Genomic DNA, 14,317 nt, shown 5'->3' on the forward strand with positions numbered 1-14,317 from the left:
CAATTAGTTATTTAGAGCATTCTCTCCTTCGTGATATTTATAGGCCAGGTTTCCGCCCAACAGAGTTCTGATATCGGAAATTTTGTATTTGGCCATTACCCAGCGGTCTAATCCCAAGCCAAAAGCAAAACCCATCCACTTTTTACTGTCTATGCCTGCCATTTTCATGACATTGGGATGAATGATGCCAGCGCCTCCCATTTCAATCCAGCCGACATTTTTGCAAAGAGAACAGCCTTTGCCCTGGCAGTTGAAACAGAGGATATCAAGGCCAACCCCTGGCTCTACCTCTGGGTAGTATTTGTTTCTGTACCTGACAACCACTCTTGGCCCGTACATCTTTTTGAAAAGGAGGCTAAAGGTGCCAAAAAGGTCTTTCAGGCTGACCCTGTTTAAAATGGCAACTCCCTGATAGTGATGGAAGATAAAATGGTTGCTCTTGTTGACCTTTTCATTGCGATAAACTCTGCCTGGACAGACAAATTTCATCGGTGGCTTAAAATTAGCCATGGTTCTTGTCTCAACCGAAGAAGTATGGGTTCTTAAAAGAAAATCAGGCTCCTGGATATAAATAGTATCTTGCATGTCCATGGCCGGATGGTCCTTGGGCACATTCAGCCTTCTGAAATTGTATTCGTCGGTTTCGATCTCCGGCCCGTCGACAACGCTGTAGCCCATCTCAATAAAAATCTTATTGAGCATCCTGATAGTCTGGGTGATCGGATGGAGATGGCCGATTTTTGGCAGTTCATATCCCAGAGTTTCGGCTTCAGCTTTCATTGCATCTTGCAAATGGCCGACGCCCAGAGTTCCTTTTTTCGATTCCATTAAGCCGATTATCCCCTTCTGGAGATTATTGATGTCCCCTCCGAGTCTTTTTCTCTCTGTCTCGGGCAGGATTTTTATTCCCTTAAAAAGCTTTTTGACCTCTCCTTTGCTTCCGAGGTATTTTGAGAAAAGCTGATCTAAATCAGCCACGGTTTTTGCCGCAACAATCTCTTTTTCCGCTTTATTTTTCAGCGATTTTAGGTCGATTCCAGGCATATTCCCTTAACTTCTATACCTCTATTTTACCTTAAAATTAAGATAAAGGCAAGGCAAAACAGGTGTGGAAAACTAAACACAACAATGATAAGACGGCTCCGTGGAGCCGCCTTAATCGTATATCTTTATTGGGGGTCCTCCAGCTCCCCCTGTTTTTTGCGCAATGCCTCGAGTTCTGTCTTAAGCTCGGCGCGGCGCGAATCGTCTTTCTCAGTGGCTTCTATTTCTTTTTCAGCCCTAGCGATCTCCCGCCGAACCTCAGGCAGGGTCTTAAGCTTGCCAATGGTATCGAGATTGCACACGGCTATCACCTCCTTCCATAACTAGAAACGAATTCTGGGATATTTTATTTAACACAATTCTAAAAAACTGGCAAGATGCCTTAGCGTCGCAAGTTACAATATGGGGCGGGCCGGACGGGATTTAAACCCGTGGTCTCCTCCGTGACAGGGAGGCGCTTTTAGTCAGACTAAGCTACCGGCCCAATAATAATTCCCAACTCTGGTGTCAGGGGCGGGGATCACGCCCGCTTCCCTATGCCCTAGACAGTAATCGAACTGTCGGGCACCCGATCGACGAAGTCGATTTAGGGTGGCTGGGGTGAGGATCGAACTCACGACACCAGGCTTATGAGTCCTGTGCTCTACCACTGAGCTACCCAGCCCTACTCCCCGCTGAACCACACTGACGTATCAACTAGACGCTAATTCCTAGCCGCTAGTCGCTATCCATTTGCGGGGGCCGGAATTGCACCGGCGTCCCAAGGTTATGAGCCTCGTGAGGTACTACTCCTCCACCCCGCGATGTAACTAGAGAGCGTCCAGCTCGCGCAAAGCCTTTTCGTAAATAGACAGAGTTTTGGTCGCTTCTTCCATGTCCAGCCTGTAATCTGGGTCGTGGACAATGTTGTTGCGCGTCTGGTGGGCGCTGACCAGATCGTCGAGGCTTGGCACCTGGTCCTCTCTGATCTTCTTTAACCTGTCGCCAAAGCTTTCTCCGCCGAACCCCATTCTTATCAGAACTCCCTCGAGCAGGCTTTCGGCCTCGATGACGGCCAGCTTCCAATCAGCCATGTTGGGATTCTCCAGCCTTCTGGAGACAATCGTCCATTTCTTTTCTATCCTGCCGCTCTCGTATCCCCTTTGCCTAAAGAACTCCGTCCAGTCTATCCAAAAACCCATTTTGATGAAACTCATTGGCTTTTGAAAAAGGGAAAAAATAGCCCAAAACAAGAATAACAGAAAGACAAAAGGACCGAGGTTTTGGGCCAATCCGATTATGTATTGAACTGTCGGATGATTCAGAAGAAGGCTGGCTAAGTCCATAGTTAGAATATAGCAAAGAAATTTACTAAAATCAATAAATTGTGTTAAGATTTAAAAATATGTCAAAAGAGCTGAGCTCAAAAGAAGTAAGGCACGTCGCCGAACTGGCCCGCATCGGCCTTTCTGATGAAGAGGTGAAAAAGTTTGAAAAACAACTCTCGGCGATCTTAGATTTCATTGGCAAGCTTCAAGAGATCGACACTTCCAAAACTGAGCCTCTGAGCCAGACGACCGGCCTGAAAAATATCTTTAGGGAAGATTTGGTTTCCCCGTCTCTTGCTCAGGAACAGGTTTTGAGCAACGCTCCGGCGACCTTTAAAGGTTACTTCAAAACCAAAGCCGTTTTTAATGTTTGATCTAACTATTAGAGAAGTTGCCCAAAAGTTGAGAAGCAAAGAGTTCTCTGTCAGAGAATTAGTTTTGGCGACTTTAGATAAGATCCAAAAGGAAGATATTAAAATCAATGCCTTTGTCACCGTCTGTGCAGACCAAGCCTTAGAAGCGGCTAATAGAGCCGATAAATTAATCGCCAAGACCCCGGCCGATGAGCTGCCCATTCTTTGCGGCATTCCCTTTACGGCCAAAGACGTATTTTGCACTAAGGGCGTTGAAACTACGGCTTCATCAAATGTCCTTAAAAATTTCCTCCCTCCTTATGACGCCACCCCGATCAAAAGGGTAAAGCAAGAAGGCGCCATTCTTATCGGTAAAACCAATTGCGATGCTTGGGGGCACGGCGCCTCAACCGAAAATTCTGATTTTTTTCCCACCAGAAATCCCTGGAACCTAGATTACGTGCCCGGCGGCTCGTGCGGGGGATCGGCCGCAGCCGTTGCCTGCGGTATGGGGTTTTTCTCAATCGCTGAAGATACCGGCGGTTCAATCAGGCAACCGTCCGCTTTTTGCAACGTCACCGGCTTGAAAGTGACTTATGGCAGAGTGTCGCGTTACGGCGCAATTGCCTTTGCCTGTTCCCTAGATACCGTCGGGCCAATAGCTAAAACCGTTGATGATTGCGCTCTTGTTTTGCAAAAAATAGCTGGGCCGGATGACCTTGACGCTACCGCCGTCTTAGACGCGCCTCCAGACTATATCAATTGTTTAACCAAGGGCTTTAAAAACATCGTTCTGGGCTTGCCTAAAGAATACTATGGAGCCGGTTTAGATAAAGAAATTCGCCAAGCTATTGATGAAACAATCAGGATCTTTGAAGGGTTGGGCGCCAGAACAATTGAAATTAGTTTGCCGGCCACCGCAAGATCCGTGCCGACCTACTATATTATCGCTCCCAGCGAAACTAGTTCAAATCTGGCGCGATACGACGGGATAAGATTCGGCCACTCTCGCGACTCTTTCGGAGCCGAGGCCAAGAGGCGGATTATGCTTGGCACTTACGCCTTATCTGCCGGCTATTATGACGCTTATTATAAACGGGCGATGAAAGTCAGAAACCTTATCAAAAAAGATTTTGACAAGGCTTTTACCGAAGTTGACGCAATTATTGCGCCGATCACTCCGACGCCTCCTTTTAAAATCGGGGAAAAAACAGACGATCCAGTGGCAATGTACTTATGCGACGTCTATTCTGGGCCGATAAACTTAGCCGGCATCCCCTCTCTGGCTATGCCTTGCGGTTTTACCAAAAATAACCTGCCGATTGGTTTCCAACTGATCGGCCCCCAGTTATCAGAATCATTGTTGTTTGCCGCCGGCCACGCCTACCAACAAGTTACCGATTGGCACAAAAGAAAACCGAATCTAAACTAAAATGCCATTCTTCATAAAAAACGCCAAAGACTTTATCGGGAAAGAAGTAGAGATCAAGGGCTGGGTTTTCAGCATCCGTTCTTCTGGCTCAATTCTGTTTTTGCAGGTCAGAGACGGCTCTGGTTTTATCCAGGCAGTCGTGTCCAAAAACGAGGTTTCACCGGAAATCTTTGCGACTGCTCAAAAAGTGACGGTAGAATCTTCTGTTGCTGTCTTAGGTCTTGTCAAACAAGAATCAAGATCCCCTTCCGGCTTTGAGCTTCAGGCAAAGGATTTGAAAGTTATTTCTCTAAGCCAAGATTTCCCCATTGCCCCTAAAGAGCACGGAATTGACTTTCTTTTGGAAAACCGCCATCTCTGGCTGAGAAGCCAAAGCCAGTGGGCAATCTTAAAAATTAGAAACGAAACAACTCTGGCGATCAATGAATTTCTCCAGAGCCAAGGCTATCTGCGCTTTGACGCTCCGATCATCACTCCTTCGGCCTGCGAGGGCACGACCACACTTTTCCCCTTGCCCTATCTGCCCAGCTGGCCAGAAAACGACCAGAATTTCGTTTCCTGGCTAGAAAAAGACGAGAAAAGGCCTTATGCCTATCTTTCCCAGTCAGGCCAGCTCTATTTAGAAGCTGCTATCGCTTCTTTTGGCAAGGTCTACGACTTTGGCCCGACTTTCAGGGCCGAAAAATCAAAGACCAAAAGACATTTAACCGAATTCTGGATGATGGACGCCGAAGCTGCTTTCATGGAATACGACGGGCTTTTGGAACTTGAGGAGCAGCTGATCCACTTTGTCATTCAGAAAGTTCTTGAAAAGTGCTCCGATGAGTTTAAAATTCTCGAAAGAAACACCGAACTCCTGGAAGCAATAAAATTGCCTTTTGCGCGACTGACTTACGATCAGGTTGTGGAAAAACTTAAAAGCCTGGGTTCTGACATCAAATACGGCCAGGATTTAGGGAATGACGACGAAACCTTGTTAATGACCCATTTCAAACAGCCTCTCTTTATTATGAAGTTTCCCTCTAACCTCAAAGCTTTTTATTTCAAAAGAGACGCCCAAAAACCAGAATTGACTTTATCTGTTGACTTGCTTGTTCCCGAAGGCTACGGCGAAATTACCGGCGGCGGCCAAAGGGAAGATGATTATGAAGAGCTTTTAAAACGGCTCAAAGAGGCCGGCGTCAACAGCCTTGATTATGAATGGTATTTGGATTTGAGAAAATACGGCTCGGTTCCCCATTCGGGATTCGGCCTCGGCCTGGAACGCTTAGTTGCCTGGCTTTGCAAACTGGAACACGTCAGGGAAGCCATCCCCTTTCCGAGAACATTGTACCGCTTTAGCCCTTAATTTTAGTTCGCCTGGATTCGCTTTCTTATTCGCGTAGATTCGCGTATCACACGAAAAAAACGCGAAACAGAACACGAAATAACACGAAAACAAAATATGAAGTATAAACCAGTAATAGGATTAGAGATTCATATTGAGCTTGCCACGGCCAGCAAGATGTTTTGCGGCTGTGATGCCTTTCATTTTAACGTGGAACCCAATACCCATTGCTGCCCGGTATGCCTGGGGCTGCCCGGGGCTTTGCCTGTTCCCAACAGAAAAGCGGTTGACTGGTCAATCATGCTGGGATTGGCTTTGAATTGCCGGGTTCCCGAGGAATCCAAGTTCGATCGGAAAAACTATTTTTACCCGGATTTGCCGAAAGGCTACCAGATCAGCCAGTACGACAAGCCATTGTCTATCGAAGGCAAAATAGCTTTGAAAGACGGCAAGGTGATCGCCATCAGGAGGGTTCACCTTGAAGAAGACACCGGAAAATTAATCCATACCGAAATCGAGGGCGAAAAAGCAACCTTAATAGATTTTAACAGGTCAGGCGTCCCCCTGGTCGAGGTTGTTACCGAACCGGACTTTGAAAACGCCGAACAGGTTGACGAGTTCCTGAAAAAACTCCAATTGATTGTCCGGTATTTGGGAATTTCCCAAGCGGACATGGAAAAAGGTTCAATGAGGCTGGAACCGAACATCTCGGTTAGGACATGCGATGTCCTTTGGACATCGCATGTCCAAGACGAATTGCCTCCTTACAAGATTGAAGTAAAGAACATCAACTCTTTCAAGTTTGTCAGAAAAGCGATCGACTACGAAATCAAAAGGCAGATAGAATCACTGGGAAAGGGCGAGAGATTGGTTCAAGAGACCCGGGGCTGGAATGAAACCAAGGGAATAACGGTTTTACAGAGAGAAAAAGAACAAGCCCATGATTATCGCTATTTCCCCGAACCTGACATCCCGCCAATGGCTTTCAGCCAAGATCAAATATTAAAAATCAAAAGTCAAATAGGCGAACTCCCCGACGACAAAATCAAAAGGTTTATTGCCAAATACGATTTAAGCGAATATAATGTGGAGATTTTATGCCAGGAAAAGCCCATCGCCGATTACTTCGAAGAAACCGTCAAGGCCGGCAAAAAAGATCTCTCCCCTGCCCAAATTGCCAACTGGATAATCAACAAAAAACTAGATATTAGCAAAACTTCCCCTGAAGAATTGATAAAAACCATTGCCGAATCCCGGCAAGTGTTTGAAATCAGCGATGGCGACTTGGAAAAAATCATTGCTAAGGTCATTGCTGAAAATCCTAAAGCAGTTGAAGATTACAAGAAGGGCAAAACCAGCGTTTTAGGGTTTTTAATCGGCAAAGTAGTTTCAGTCACCAATCCCTCTATAGACAAAAAACTTGTCCAGCAAAAACTGGCAGAAAAACTAAGAATTTGATTCAACTTATGGGGAGCTTAGCTTCCCGCAACCAAAATACGAAATAACTCATAAAACCTATTAAATTGAAATATCGATAAACCTACGATCGTAGGTTTATCGTATTATTATCCCGAGGTCTGACCTCGGGATATTTTTGCCTTGTTCGGAGAAAACTGATTGAGCCTTTGACAAAAAACGGCAAATAAGGTATCTTAAAAATGCGTTTCGCTCCTTCTCTTTGGTTGTGGCAAGGCAACAGTGGCTGTTTTAACGGTAAAACATTGTTACCTTGCCCGCCGCGGGGTAGCTCAGTTGGCAGAGCAAGGGGCTCATAACCCTCCAGTCGCAGGTTCGAGTCCTGCCCCCGCTACCTAAGGCGGTCGGTTCTCTCTCAGATTGACACTCTCCGGAGAGTTGACCGCCTTTTTTATTTTCCTAGAGAAATTTTTTTGGGTGCCCAAAAAACAACGCTTAACCAAAGCTATAGCAATGATAAGGCGTGATATTTAAAGGTGACTGTCACCTAAAGGTTATCCCGAGGTCAGACCTCGGGCTGCTTTTATTTTGCCAAAACAAGTCCTATCGGAGACCCGCTCTCCGATTTTTTATTTAATCCCAGAAGTTAATAAAACAAAAGCTGTCAAATAAAACAAAAGCTGTCAATATAACCTACGATCGTGCGTAATGGTGACAGCTTTTTGTAATTTATGCTTAGCTAATTTGTGCTTAGCCAAGCTAAGCACAAAACTTATCCCTTACTACTTACTGCTTTCTACATACTGCATTTTTCATTTGACAATGTTTTTTGATTAAAGATACAATTCAAACTCACGATAAACTCACGATCGTAGGTTTATCGTATATCCACTAGCAAAAAAATCGGACATGCGATGTCCGAATACTAGATACCAGCTACTAGATACTAAATACTATATTATTTCAGCGGTTCCAGGCCTTCTGTTTCCACCAGCACCTCGGCCAAGTCATCCAGGTTTTCCAAAACCATGCCTGCCCCTCTGGCCACGGCTGTCATCGGGTCTTCAATCACCCTGGCCTTGATCTTGGCCTCTTTGGTAATTAAGGTATCCAAACCTCTTAACAAAGAGCCTCCTCCTGATAGCCAGATGCCCTTGGCCATAATGTCTGCCAGAAGCTCGGGAGGAGTTTCTTCAATAGTCATCTTAATCGTGTTAATAATCTGCTTGACTGATTTTTCCATTGCTTTCCTGATATCTTCGTCAGAAACCATAATCTCTTCGGGGAGGCCGGTGACCAAGTTTCTGCCTCTCAAAGGAGCTTCCCTTTTCTCTTTCTGCGGGTAAACAGACCCAATGGCGATTTTCACTTCTTCGGCAGTCTGTTCGCCAATCAATAGCTTGAATTCCTCTTGGGCAAAGTGGATAATGTCTTCGTTGAGTTTGTCTCCGGCAATTCTCAGGCTTTTGGCGATGACAATTCCCCCCAAAGAAATAACTGCCACTTCAGTGGTGCCGCCGCCGATATCAACAACAAAGTTCCCCCCGGCTTCTTGGACTTCAAGCCTGGAACCGATAGCCGCGGCCATGGGCTCTTCAATTAAAAAAACTTGGCCGGCGCCGGCATTGTGAGCCGCATCCTGAACCGCTTTTTTCTCAACCTCGGTCACTCCCCAGGGGATTCCTATAATAACTCTCGGCCTGATGCCAAGCCTAAGCTTGTCTTTTTGAGCCTTATCTATAAAATACCTAAGCATTTGTTCGGTCACTTCAAAGTCGGAAATCACCCCTTTGACCAAAGGCCTAGTGGCAACGATGTGGCCCGGAGTCCGGCCGACCATCTTTTTGGCTTCCTCTCCGATAGCTAAAACCTGGCCGGTTTTTTGGTTGATGGCTACCACCGAGGGCTCGGTCATGACAATCCCCTTTCCCCTGACATAAACCAGGGAATTGGCGGTTCCCAAATCAATGGCAATGTCCTGGGAAAAACTCCTGAAGATTTTCTCTATGGCTTTCCGGAACTTCTTCATAATAATTCAAGAGATTTAATCTTGGCTAAAGTCTTTAGAACTGGAACTAATTCTATTTCTTTTCCGCCTCTTTGCTTGAACTCAAAAGAATCTTTTGCCAGGCTTCTTTCGCTGACCACGATTCTCAAGGGAATGCCGATTAAGTCGGCGTCGGCGAATTTCTCGCCGGCAGTCTTGTCGGGCCGATCGTCAAAAAGAACTTCTATGCCTTGTTTTTCAAGCTCTTCATAAAGCTTTCCCGCTACTTTCCTGATCTTGTTGTCATTCTCCAGTTGCAGCAAATGAACTTGGAAAGGCGAAACCACTTTTGGCCAAATAATGCCTTTGTCGTCGTGGTACTTTTCTACAATCGCTGCCATTGTCCGGCCAATGCCGATGCCGTAACACCCCATATAATAAGGCTTTTCTTTTCCATTCTCGTCTGTAAAATTAGCTCCTTTCATCAAATGAGTATAATGGTAACCCAGCTGGAAAATATTGCCCACTTCTATCCCCTTTCCCGCTTTGAGTTTTTGCTTTCCATCAGGGGCCAAATATCCCTCTTTAGCCATGGCAATGTCGCCTTCAAGATAAGGCTTATAATCGCGGCCGATATTAACATTCAATAAGTCGCAGTATTTTTTATTGGCGCCGGTATAAGCGTTTTTGATTGTCCTCAAAGAATGATCAGCTACCACTTTGACTTTTTTTGAAAGGCCAACCGGTGAAATAAACCCCGGCCAGGAACCAACGCTTTTTATCTCTTTTTCCGTAGCATGGCGCAATGTCAAAGATTTAGTTAAACGGGCAAGTTTTATTTCATTGACCTCAAGATCGCCTCTTGTCACTGCCAAAATCAGTTCGCCTTTCTCATTGACAACCATTAAATCTTTCATCTGCTGCCAAGGAGGTAAATGATGAAATTTAACCCCGTCATCCATGGTCGGCCCTCTTTTTGCCGCCACCTCTTTTAAGGGCAGTATTTTCTCTTTACTGTTTTTGTCTTCGCAATAAAACTTGGCAACCTCTTCGTGGGCAGCGTATTTGCCGTCCCCAGAAGTTAAGAATTTGCTTTCGCCTATTTTAGAAAGAACAACAAATTCGTGGCAGTATTCCCCGCCGATATAGCCGTTATCGGCCTCAATCGCCATGGTTTCGAATCCTAAACGATTAAAAATTTTCTCATAAACTTTCCACATCTTCTGATAAGTTTTTTTAAAACTCTCTTCATCCCTGTCAAAACTATAAGCGTCTTTCATCACAAACTCTTTAACTCTTAAAAGCCCGCCTCTCGGCCTTAACTCGTCCCTGAACTTAGTTGAAAACTGGTAAAGATTAAACGGCAGATCCTTGTAAGACAGCTTAAATTTTCTCACCAGATCAACAAACATTTCCTCGGCCGTGCCGCCAAGAGCGAATTCTGCTCCATTTCTGTCCTTTACTCTCATAAGCTCAAAACCCGTAGAGGTAGTCCGGTTTGTTTCTTTCCACAATCCAAGCGGATGGAGAACCGGCGCAATCATCTCCTGGGCGTCCGAGGAATCCATTTCTTTCTTGATAACTTCCTTGATCTTTTCGTGAACTCGCCAACCAAGTGGTAAAAAATAATACCGTCCGGCGCAGCTCTCGGTAATAAAACCGGCTCTCAATAACAACTGATGGCTGCTAAATTGAGCTTCTTTAGGAGCTTGCCTCAGTGTTTTTCCAAAAAGGTTTGACTGCCTCATATTTATTTAATTTACCTTAATTTTACTAAAAAAGCAAAACCTGTTAGGGTGGAAAGGGGTCAGGTAACCGGCGCAAACTGGTAACACCGACCCCTTTCTTTTTTTTATCTGGGCGGTGGGATCTTTAGTTCGAGCCACTTCTTCACGCAGTGATGCTCGGACCAATGATGGGCCCAGACTGTCTGCCATGATTTTACTTTTCCTTGGTCGTCGCGGACCGGGAAAGTAACCATGCTCATACAATTTTCGCAGCCTTGTTTGCCGCAATAGTAGCAGACATGGAAAACTCCTTGGCAGACATGGTTTTGGGTGGCGGTCATTTCAATCTCCTTTCTCCCGAGGCCGGGAACAAAAAACCGCCCCGAGAAAATTGTCAAAACAAATTGACAACTTTCCAAGGACGGTTTGCTTCCGTGATACCACCTTGTTTTATCCCGCTATTGCTAGCAGAATCTTGTTAACCGACTCCCTTTGAATCGGCGTCCCTGTTTTTACGGTTGGGCTTCCGGCACAGCTCATCGCTGGCAGGTCTGGGGCGGGTTCTCCACCAATCGGCAGATACTATTCCCCTTCATTCCTTTTATTATGTTTTATTTATATCCCAAGCTACAAAATATGTCAAGATCTCTGGCAGATCAAAACCCGGTCTAAGTTCCGCTAAAATGAAAACTGAATCAATGTCACTCCACTGCTACGTAGCAGCATACTGACAAATTTGTTCTCCGGAATTCGTTGATTTCAGAAACGATCTCAGAAACGTATAATCAGAATTTTTTTGCAGATCTTTGAAAGCGACTAACACCATCAGGACAATCAATTTTTGTTTTCGGGAAAAGTTTCGATTGCCTCATTTAAAATATGTTTCTTATATCCTTTATGCTAACAAAAACCATCAGAATGATTAAGAGGCTGAAAAAGACAAAGGTTATCTTTTCTTCAAGCTTTTGGGAAACCGGCTTTTTCCTGATCGCCTCAATCCCTAAAAAGAAAAGCTTGCCGCCGTCAAATGCCGGTATTGGCAGGAGATTGATGACGGCGACATTGATCGACAGGAAACCGATCATCTGGAGAAAGTAGCTGGCGCCCATGGAAACCCCCTGTGACAGCAAACCAACGATGCCGATCGGACCGACCAGTTGAAGTCCGGTCGGAAGTCTGCGGAAAACCTGCCCCAGGCTCTTGGCATAAGTGACGATTACCAATTCCGTCACCCTGAAAGTGGCTTTTATTCCTTCAAATACGGATGAAAAAACGGGATAGCTTTTGAGCCCGGTCCTGGCCAAGCCGATTCCCAAAGCTCCTTGTCCGGACGGCGGAGATTCTCTTGGAATGGCCTCGGCTTCAAAAACTTTGCCGCCTCTTTTCAAAGACAAAACAATATTCTTACCTCTGGCGGCGTCGATGAATTCCTGAACCTCTTTTACCTTATTGACGGTAATCTCTGCGCTCTCTGATTTGAGGCCGAGGATAATGTCTCCGGCTTTGAGGCCGGCTTGACTGGCCGGGCTCCCGGCCGAAACCGAAGTAATTTGGACTTTTGTTTCGGGAACCCCGGTTTCCGAATCACCGATCGCTGTCGGAGCCCCGATCATGAAAACTATTGAAAACAAAACTGCTGCCACCAGCCAGAAAAAAGCGGCTCCGTTGAAAATAATCAAAGCTCTTTGCCACAAAGGCTTGGCAGAAAACGAGGAGGGGTCGGTTCGGTCTTGTTCGGATATCCTGACGAAAGCGCCGAAGGGCAAAAGGTTCAGAGAATAGACAGTCTCCCCTATTTTCTTACCGAAAATCCTGGGCGGATAACCAAAGCCGAACTCTTCGACCCTGACGCCAAACTTCCTGGCAGTCAAAAAATGGCCCAGTTCGTGCAGGGAAACGAGAATAATTAGACTAATAAAAGAAATAAAAATAGTGATAAACATGTTAGTTAAGAAGCGAGGCGACAAGTTTTCAGACAACTTTCGCAGGCGACTTAGCACGGTTCCTGAGCAAAGCGAAGGATAAGTCGCCGAGAATGTAGATAGTCCCGAATCGCTGGATGAGGGAACTATCGGTGTCTGAAAAACTTCGTTGCCGAGCGATTACTCCATCACTTCCTTTTTCTTCCTTTCGCCCATTTCCTCGATCTTTTCGTTGTGCTTTTTGACCAATTTGTCCAGCTCTTCCTTGCCTCTGAATTTGTCATCCTCTCTTATTAAGCCCTCTCTTTCGCCTTCCTGGATTTCCTTCCAAATGCGGTCCCTGATCTTTCTAATCATGATTCTCCGCTCTTCCATTTTCTCAGAAAGCATCTTTATAAAGTTTTCCCGCGATTCTTCGGTCAGGGGCGGCAGCGAAATCCGGATCAATGTTCTCTCAGCCAGAACCCCCGATCCTATGGAAGATTTTGCCAAAGCGGCCAGGATCGGATCTACGTAAGATATGTCCCAGGGCTGGATAATGATCTCTTTTGGACTGGCAGCCGAAACGACCGCCAGCTGCTTTATGGAAAACTCCTGGCCAAAGCAGCCGACCTTCAGATCGGCGACCAAGGACGGATCAGCTCTTCCGGTTCTTATTTTGCTCATCTCCTCTGCGAGATAACTGACTATCTGGTCGAGCTCGGGAGTCACTCTTTTTAAGATTTCTTGGCTGGTCATTTTGAAAAGATTTGTTTTAAAATAGTTCTAAAACCGAATTCTCCATAACCAATCTGGCGTTGGCGTTGGTTCTCAGCAAAAGGTAATTCGCCTTGTCTAGAGAATCAATAAAGTTCCTGATCTTGGCTAAAGGGATATGGCTGGCCTTCTGAAAAAACTTCTTTCCTGCTTCGGTCATCGCTTCCTCTCTCACGACTCCCATTCTCGCCAAAAGAACTAATCTAAGCGGGTTCAGCCAGGCTTCCAAAGCCTCGGTGACGTTTCCGCCGTCTCCGGCGATCTCTCCGATCTTTTTAAACCAGGGGGCCAGATCTCTGGCAAGCAGGTTTCCAAAGCTCTCGAGCTTCTCCTCTTCTGCGGCCAGCTTTTCCTTCGCCAAGAGATCCAGAGCCTTCAACGGCCTGCCGAAAGAAAAAAAGCTTATTTTCTTGGCCAGCGCCTGGCTCGCTCCCTTGGCTGTCAAAAGGCCGACTATCTCCTTTTCCGACAACGGGTAGAACCTTATCTCCTGCAGCCTCGAAGCGATTGTCGGCAGCAAAAACTCCGGATAATCGCTGATCAGAATCAAGAGAGCGTCGCCCCTCGGCTCTTCCAAGGTTTTCAAGAGAGCCGACTGGGCTGCCAGAGAAAACTTTTGGAACTGGTCAATGACGGCTACCTTGAAACCCCCTAGGCCGGGCTTAAAGCTCAGCCATTTTGTCAAATCTCTGACCGAATTGATGCCGCTTTCCTCATCGCTCGGCTTTGCCTCGAGATAGAGAAAATCTGGATGGCAGTTCTTTTCCGTTTCCTGGCAGCAAAGGCATTTTCCGCAAGGCCTTCCGCCGGAATTCTCGGCTTTGCAGTTTGCCAGCCTTGCCAGCTCAAAAGCTATTTCTTTTTTGCCCAGCTGGGATTTTCCCGAAAACAAATAGGCGTGGGAGAGCTTTCCTAAACTTTCTGATTTCTTCAAGAGCAACCATTGTTTCTGATGACCAAAAAAATTCGCCATGCCCCGTAGGAAATTAAATATCTTCTGTAGTTAAAATGTTTAAGCTTTCATATATCATAAGGCGTTGTTTGAA

The 14,317-nt window shown here is 45.9% G+C and carries 12 protein-coding genes and 4 tRNA genes; 5 read left to right on the top strand and 11 right to left on the bottom strand.

The annotated features are described in order from the left end of the window. Nucleotides 1-3: 3 nt before the first annotated feature. From Q8N16_01540 to Q8N16_01565, 6 genes are all read right to left on the bottom strand, one after another. Nucleotides 4-1,044, bottom strand: coding sequence for a phenylalanine--tRNA ligase subunit alpha (locus tag Q8N16_01540; protein MDP3093426.1), 1,041 nt, complete (start codon nucleotides 1,042-1,044; stop codon nucleotides 4-6). Nucleotides 1,045-1,169: 125 nt separating this feature from the next. After that, on the bottom strand, nucleotides 1,170-1,355 hold the full coding sequence (locus Q8N16_01545; protein ID MDP3093427.1) for a hypothetical protein: 186 nt from the start codon (nucleotides 1,353-1,355) through the stop codon (nucleotides 1,170-1,172). A gap of 97 nt (nucleotides 1,356-1,452) precedes the next feature. Continuing rightward, nucleotides 1,453-1,528, bottom strand: a tRNA-Asp gene (locus tag Q8N16_01550). 108 nt (nucleotides 1,529-1,636) lie between these two features. After that, nucleotides 1,637-1,708: transfer RNA gene (locus Q8N16_01555), tRNA-Met, on the bottom strand. 68 nt (nucleotides 1,709-1,776) lie between these two features. Next, nucleotides 1,777-1,847 (bottom strand) — tRNA-Met (locus Q8N16_01560). A 6-nt stretch (nucleotides 1,848-1,853) separates the two neighbouring features. Continuing rightward, a complete protein-coding gene (locus tag Q8N16_01565; protein MDP3093428.1) occupies nucleotides 1,854-2,369 on the bottom strand; it encodes a hypothetical protein in 516 nt (171 codons plus the stop codon). A 59-nt stretch (nucleotides 2,370-2,428) separates the two neighbouring features. Between Q8N16_01565 and gatC the strand changes: the two genes are divergently transcribed. From gatC to Q8N16_01590, 5 genes are all read left to right on the top strand, one after another. Further along, the gene (gene gatC / locus Q8N16_01570; protein ID MDP3093429.1) at nucleotides 2,429-2,725 is read left to right on the top strand and encodes an Asp-tRNA(Asn)/Glu-tRNA(Gln) amidotransferase subunit GatC; all 297 of its coding nucleotides are present in this window, start codon (nucleotides 2,429-2,431) and stop codon (nucleotides 2,723-2,725) included. Further along, nucleotides 2,718-4,136: an Asp-tRNA(Asn)/Glu-tRNA(Gln) amidotransferase subunit GatA gene (gene gatA, locus Q8N16_01575; GenBank protein ID MDP3093430.1), complete on the top strand. Its 1,419-nt coding sequence runs from the start codon at nucleotides 2,718-2,720 to the stop codon at nucleotides 4,134-4,136. The genes gatC and gatA overlap by 8 nt, the downstream gene beginning before the upstream one ends. Nucleotide 4,137: 1 nt before the next feature. Continuing rightward, entirely contained in the window at nucleotides 4,138-5,484 is a 1,347-nt protein-coding gene (asnS, locus tag Q8N16_01580) for an asparagine--tRNA ligase (GenBank protein MDP3093431.1), read from the top strand. A 96-nt stretch (nucleotides 5,485-5,580) separates the two neighbouring features. Further along, the gene (gene gatB, locus Q8N16_01585) at nucleotides 5,581-6,921 is read left to right on the top strand and encodes an Asp-tRNA(Asn)/Glu-tRNA(Gln) amidotransferase subunit GatB (protein MDP3093432.1); all 1,341 of its coding nucleotides are present in this window, start codon (nucleotides 5,581-5,583) and stop codon (nucleotides 6,919-6,921) included. Nucleotides 6,922-7,200: 279 nt separating this feature from the next. Then, nucleotides 7,201-7,273: transfer RNA gene (locus Q8N16_01590), tRNA-Met, on the top strand. 564 nt (nucleotides 7,274-7,837) lie between these two features. On the opposite strand, the gene Q8N16_01595 is transcribed toward Q8N16_01590, so the two are convergent. The 5 genes from Q8N16_01595 to Q8N16_01615 all read right to left on the bottom strand — a co-directional run bounded on the left by Q8N16_01595 (nucleotide 7,838) and on the right by Q8N16_01615 (nucleotide 14,244). Continuing rightward, nucleotides 7,838-8,908, bottom strand: a complete 1,071-nt coding sequence (locus Q8N16_01595; protein MDP3093433.1) for a rod shape-determining protein — start codon at nucleotides 8,906-8,908, stop codon at nucleotides 7,838-7,840. Beyond that, a complete protein-coding gene (locus Q8N16_01600; GenBank protein ID MDP3093434.1) occupies nucleotides 8,905-10,614 on the bottom strand; it encodes a proline--tRNA ligase in 1,710 nt (569 codons plus the stop codon). The genes Q8N16_01595 and Q8N16_01600 overlap by 4 nt, the downstream gene beginning before the upstream one ends. Nucleotides 10,615-11,465: 851 nt before the next feature. After that, entirely contained in the window at nucleotides 11,466-12,536 is a 1,071-nt protein-coding gene (locus Q8N16_01605) for a M50 family metallopeptidase (GenBank protein ID MDP3093435.1), read from the bottom strand. A gap of 159 nt (nucleotides 12,537-12,695) precedes the next feature. After that, nucleotides 12,696-13,253: a ribosome-recycling factor gene (locus Q8N16_01610; protein ID MDP3093436.1), complete on the bottom strand. Its 558-nt coding sequence runs from the start codon at nucleotides 13,251-13,253 to the stop codon at nucleotides 12,696-12,698. A 16-nt stretch (nucleotides 13,254-13,269) separates the two neighbouring features. Then, nucleotides 13,270-14,244, bottom strand: a complete 975-nt coding sequence (locus Q8N16_01615) for a hypothetical protein (GenBank protein ID MDP3093437.1) — start codon at nucleotides 14,242-14,244, stop codon at nucleotides 13,270-13,272. Nucleotides 14,245-14,317: the final 73 nt, after the last annotated feature.

Source organism: bacterium (assembly GCA_030693425.1).
In the GTDB taxonomy this organism is placed as follows: domain Bacteria; phylum Patescibacteriota; class Minisyncoccia; order Minisyncoccales; family GWA2-46-15; genus GWA2-46-15.

Bases quoted from the DNA above. Each gene is read 5' to 3' on its own strand.
- Q8N16_01540 (MDP3093426.1), bottom strand. From the start codon at position 1,044: ATGCCTGGAATCGACCTAAAATCGCTGAAAAATAAAGCGGAAAAAGAG.
- Q8N16_01565 (MDP3093428.1), bottom strand. From the start codon at position 2,369: ATGGACTTAGCCAGCCTTCTTCTGAATCATCCGACAGTTCAATACATA.
- gatC (MDP3093429.1), top strand. From the start codon at position 2,429: ATGTCAAAAGAGCTGAGCTCAAAAGAAGTAAGGCACGTCGCCGAACTG.
- gatA (MDP3093430.1), top strand. From the start codon at position 2,718: ATGTTTGATCTAACTATTAGAGAAGTTGCCCAAAAGTTGAGAAGCAAA.
- asnS (MDP3093431.1), top strand. From the start codon at position 4,138: ATGCCATTCTTCATAAAAAACGCCAAAGACTTTATCGGGAAAGAAGTA.
- gatB (MDP3093432.1), top strand. From the start codon at position 5,581: ATGAAGTATAAACCAGTAATAGGATTAGAGATTCATATTGAGCTTGCC.
- Q8N16_01595 (MDP3093433.1), bottom strand. From the start codon at position 8,908: ATGAAGAAGTTCCGGAAAGCCATAGAGAAAATCTTCAGGAGTTTTTCC.
- Q8N16_01600 (MDP3093434.1), bottom strand. From the start codon at position 10,614: ATGAGGCAGTCAAACCTTTTTGGAAAAACACTGAGGCAAGCTCCTAAA.
- Q8N16_01605 (MDP3093435.1), bottom strand. From the start codon at position 12,536: ATGTTTATCACTATTTTTATTTCTTTTATTAGTCTAATTATTCTCGTT.
- Q8N16_01610 (MDP3093436.1), bottom strand. From the start codon at position 13,253: ATGACCAGCCAAGAAATCTTAAAAAGAGTGACTCCCGAGCTCGACCAG.
- Q8N16_01615 (MDP3093437.1), bottom strand. From the start codon at position 14,244: ATGGCGAATTTTTTTGGTCATCAGAAACAATGGTTGCTCTTGAAGAAA.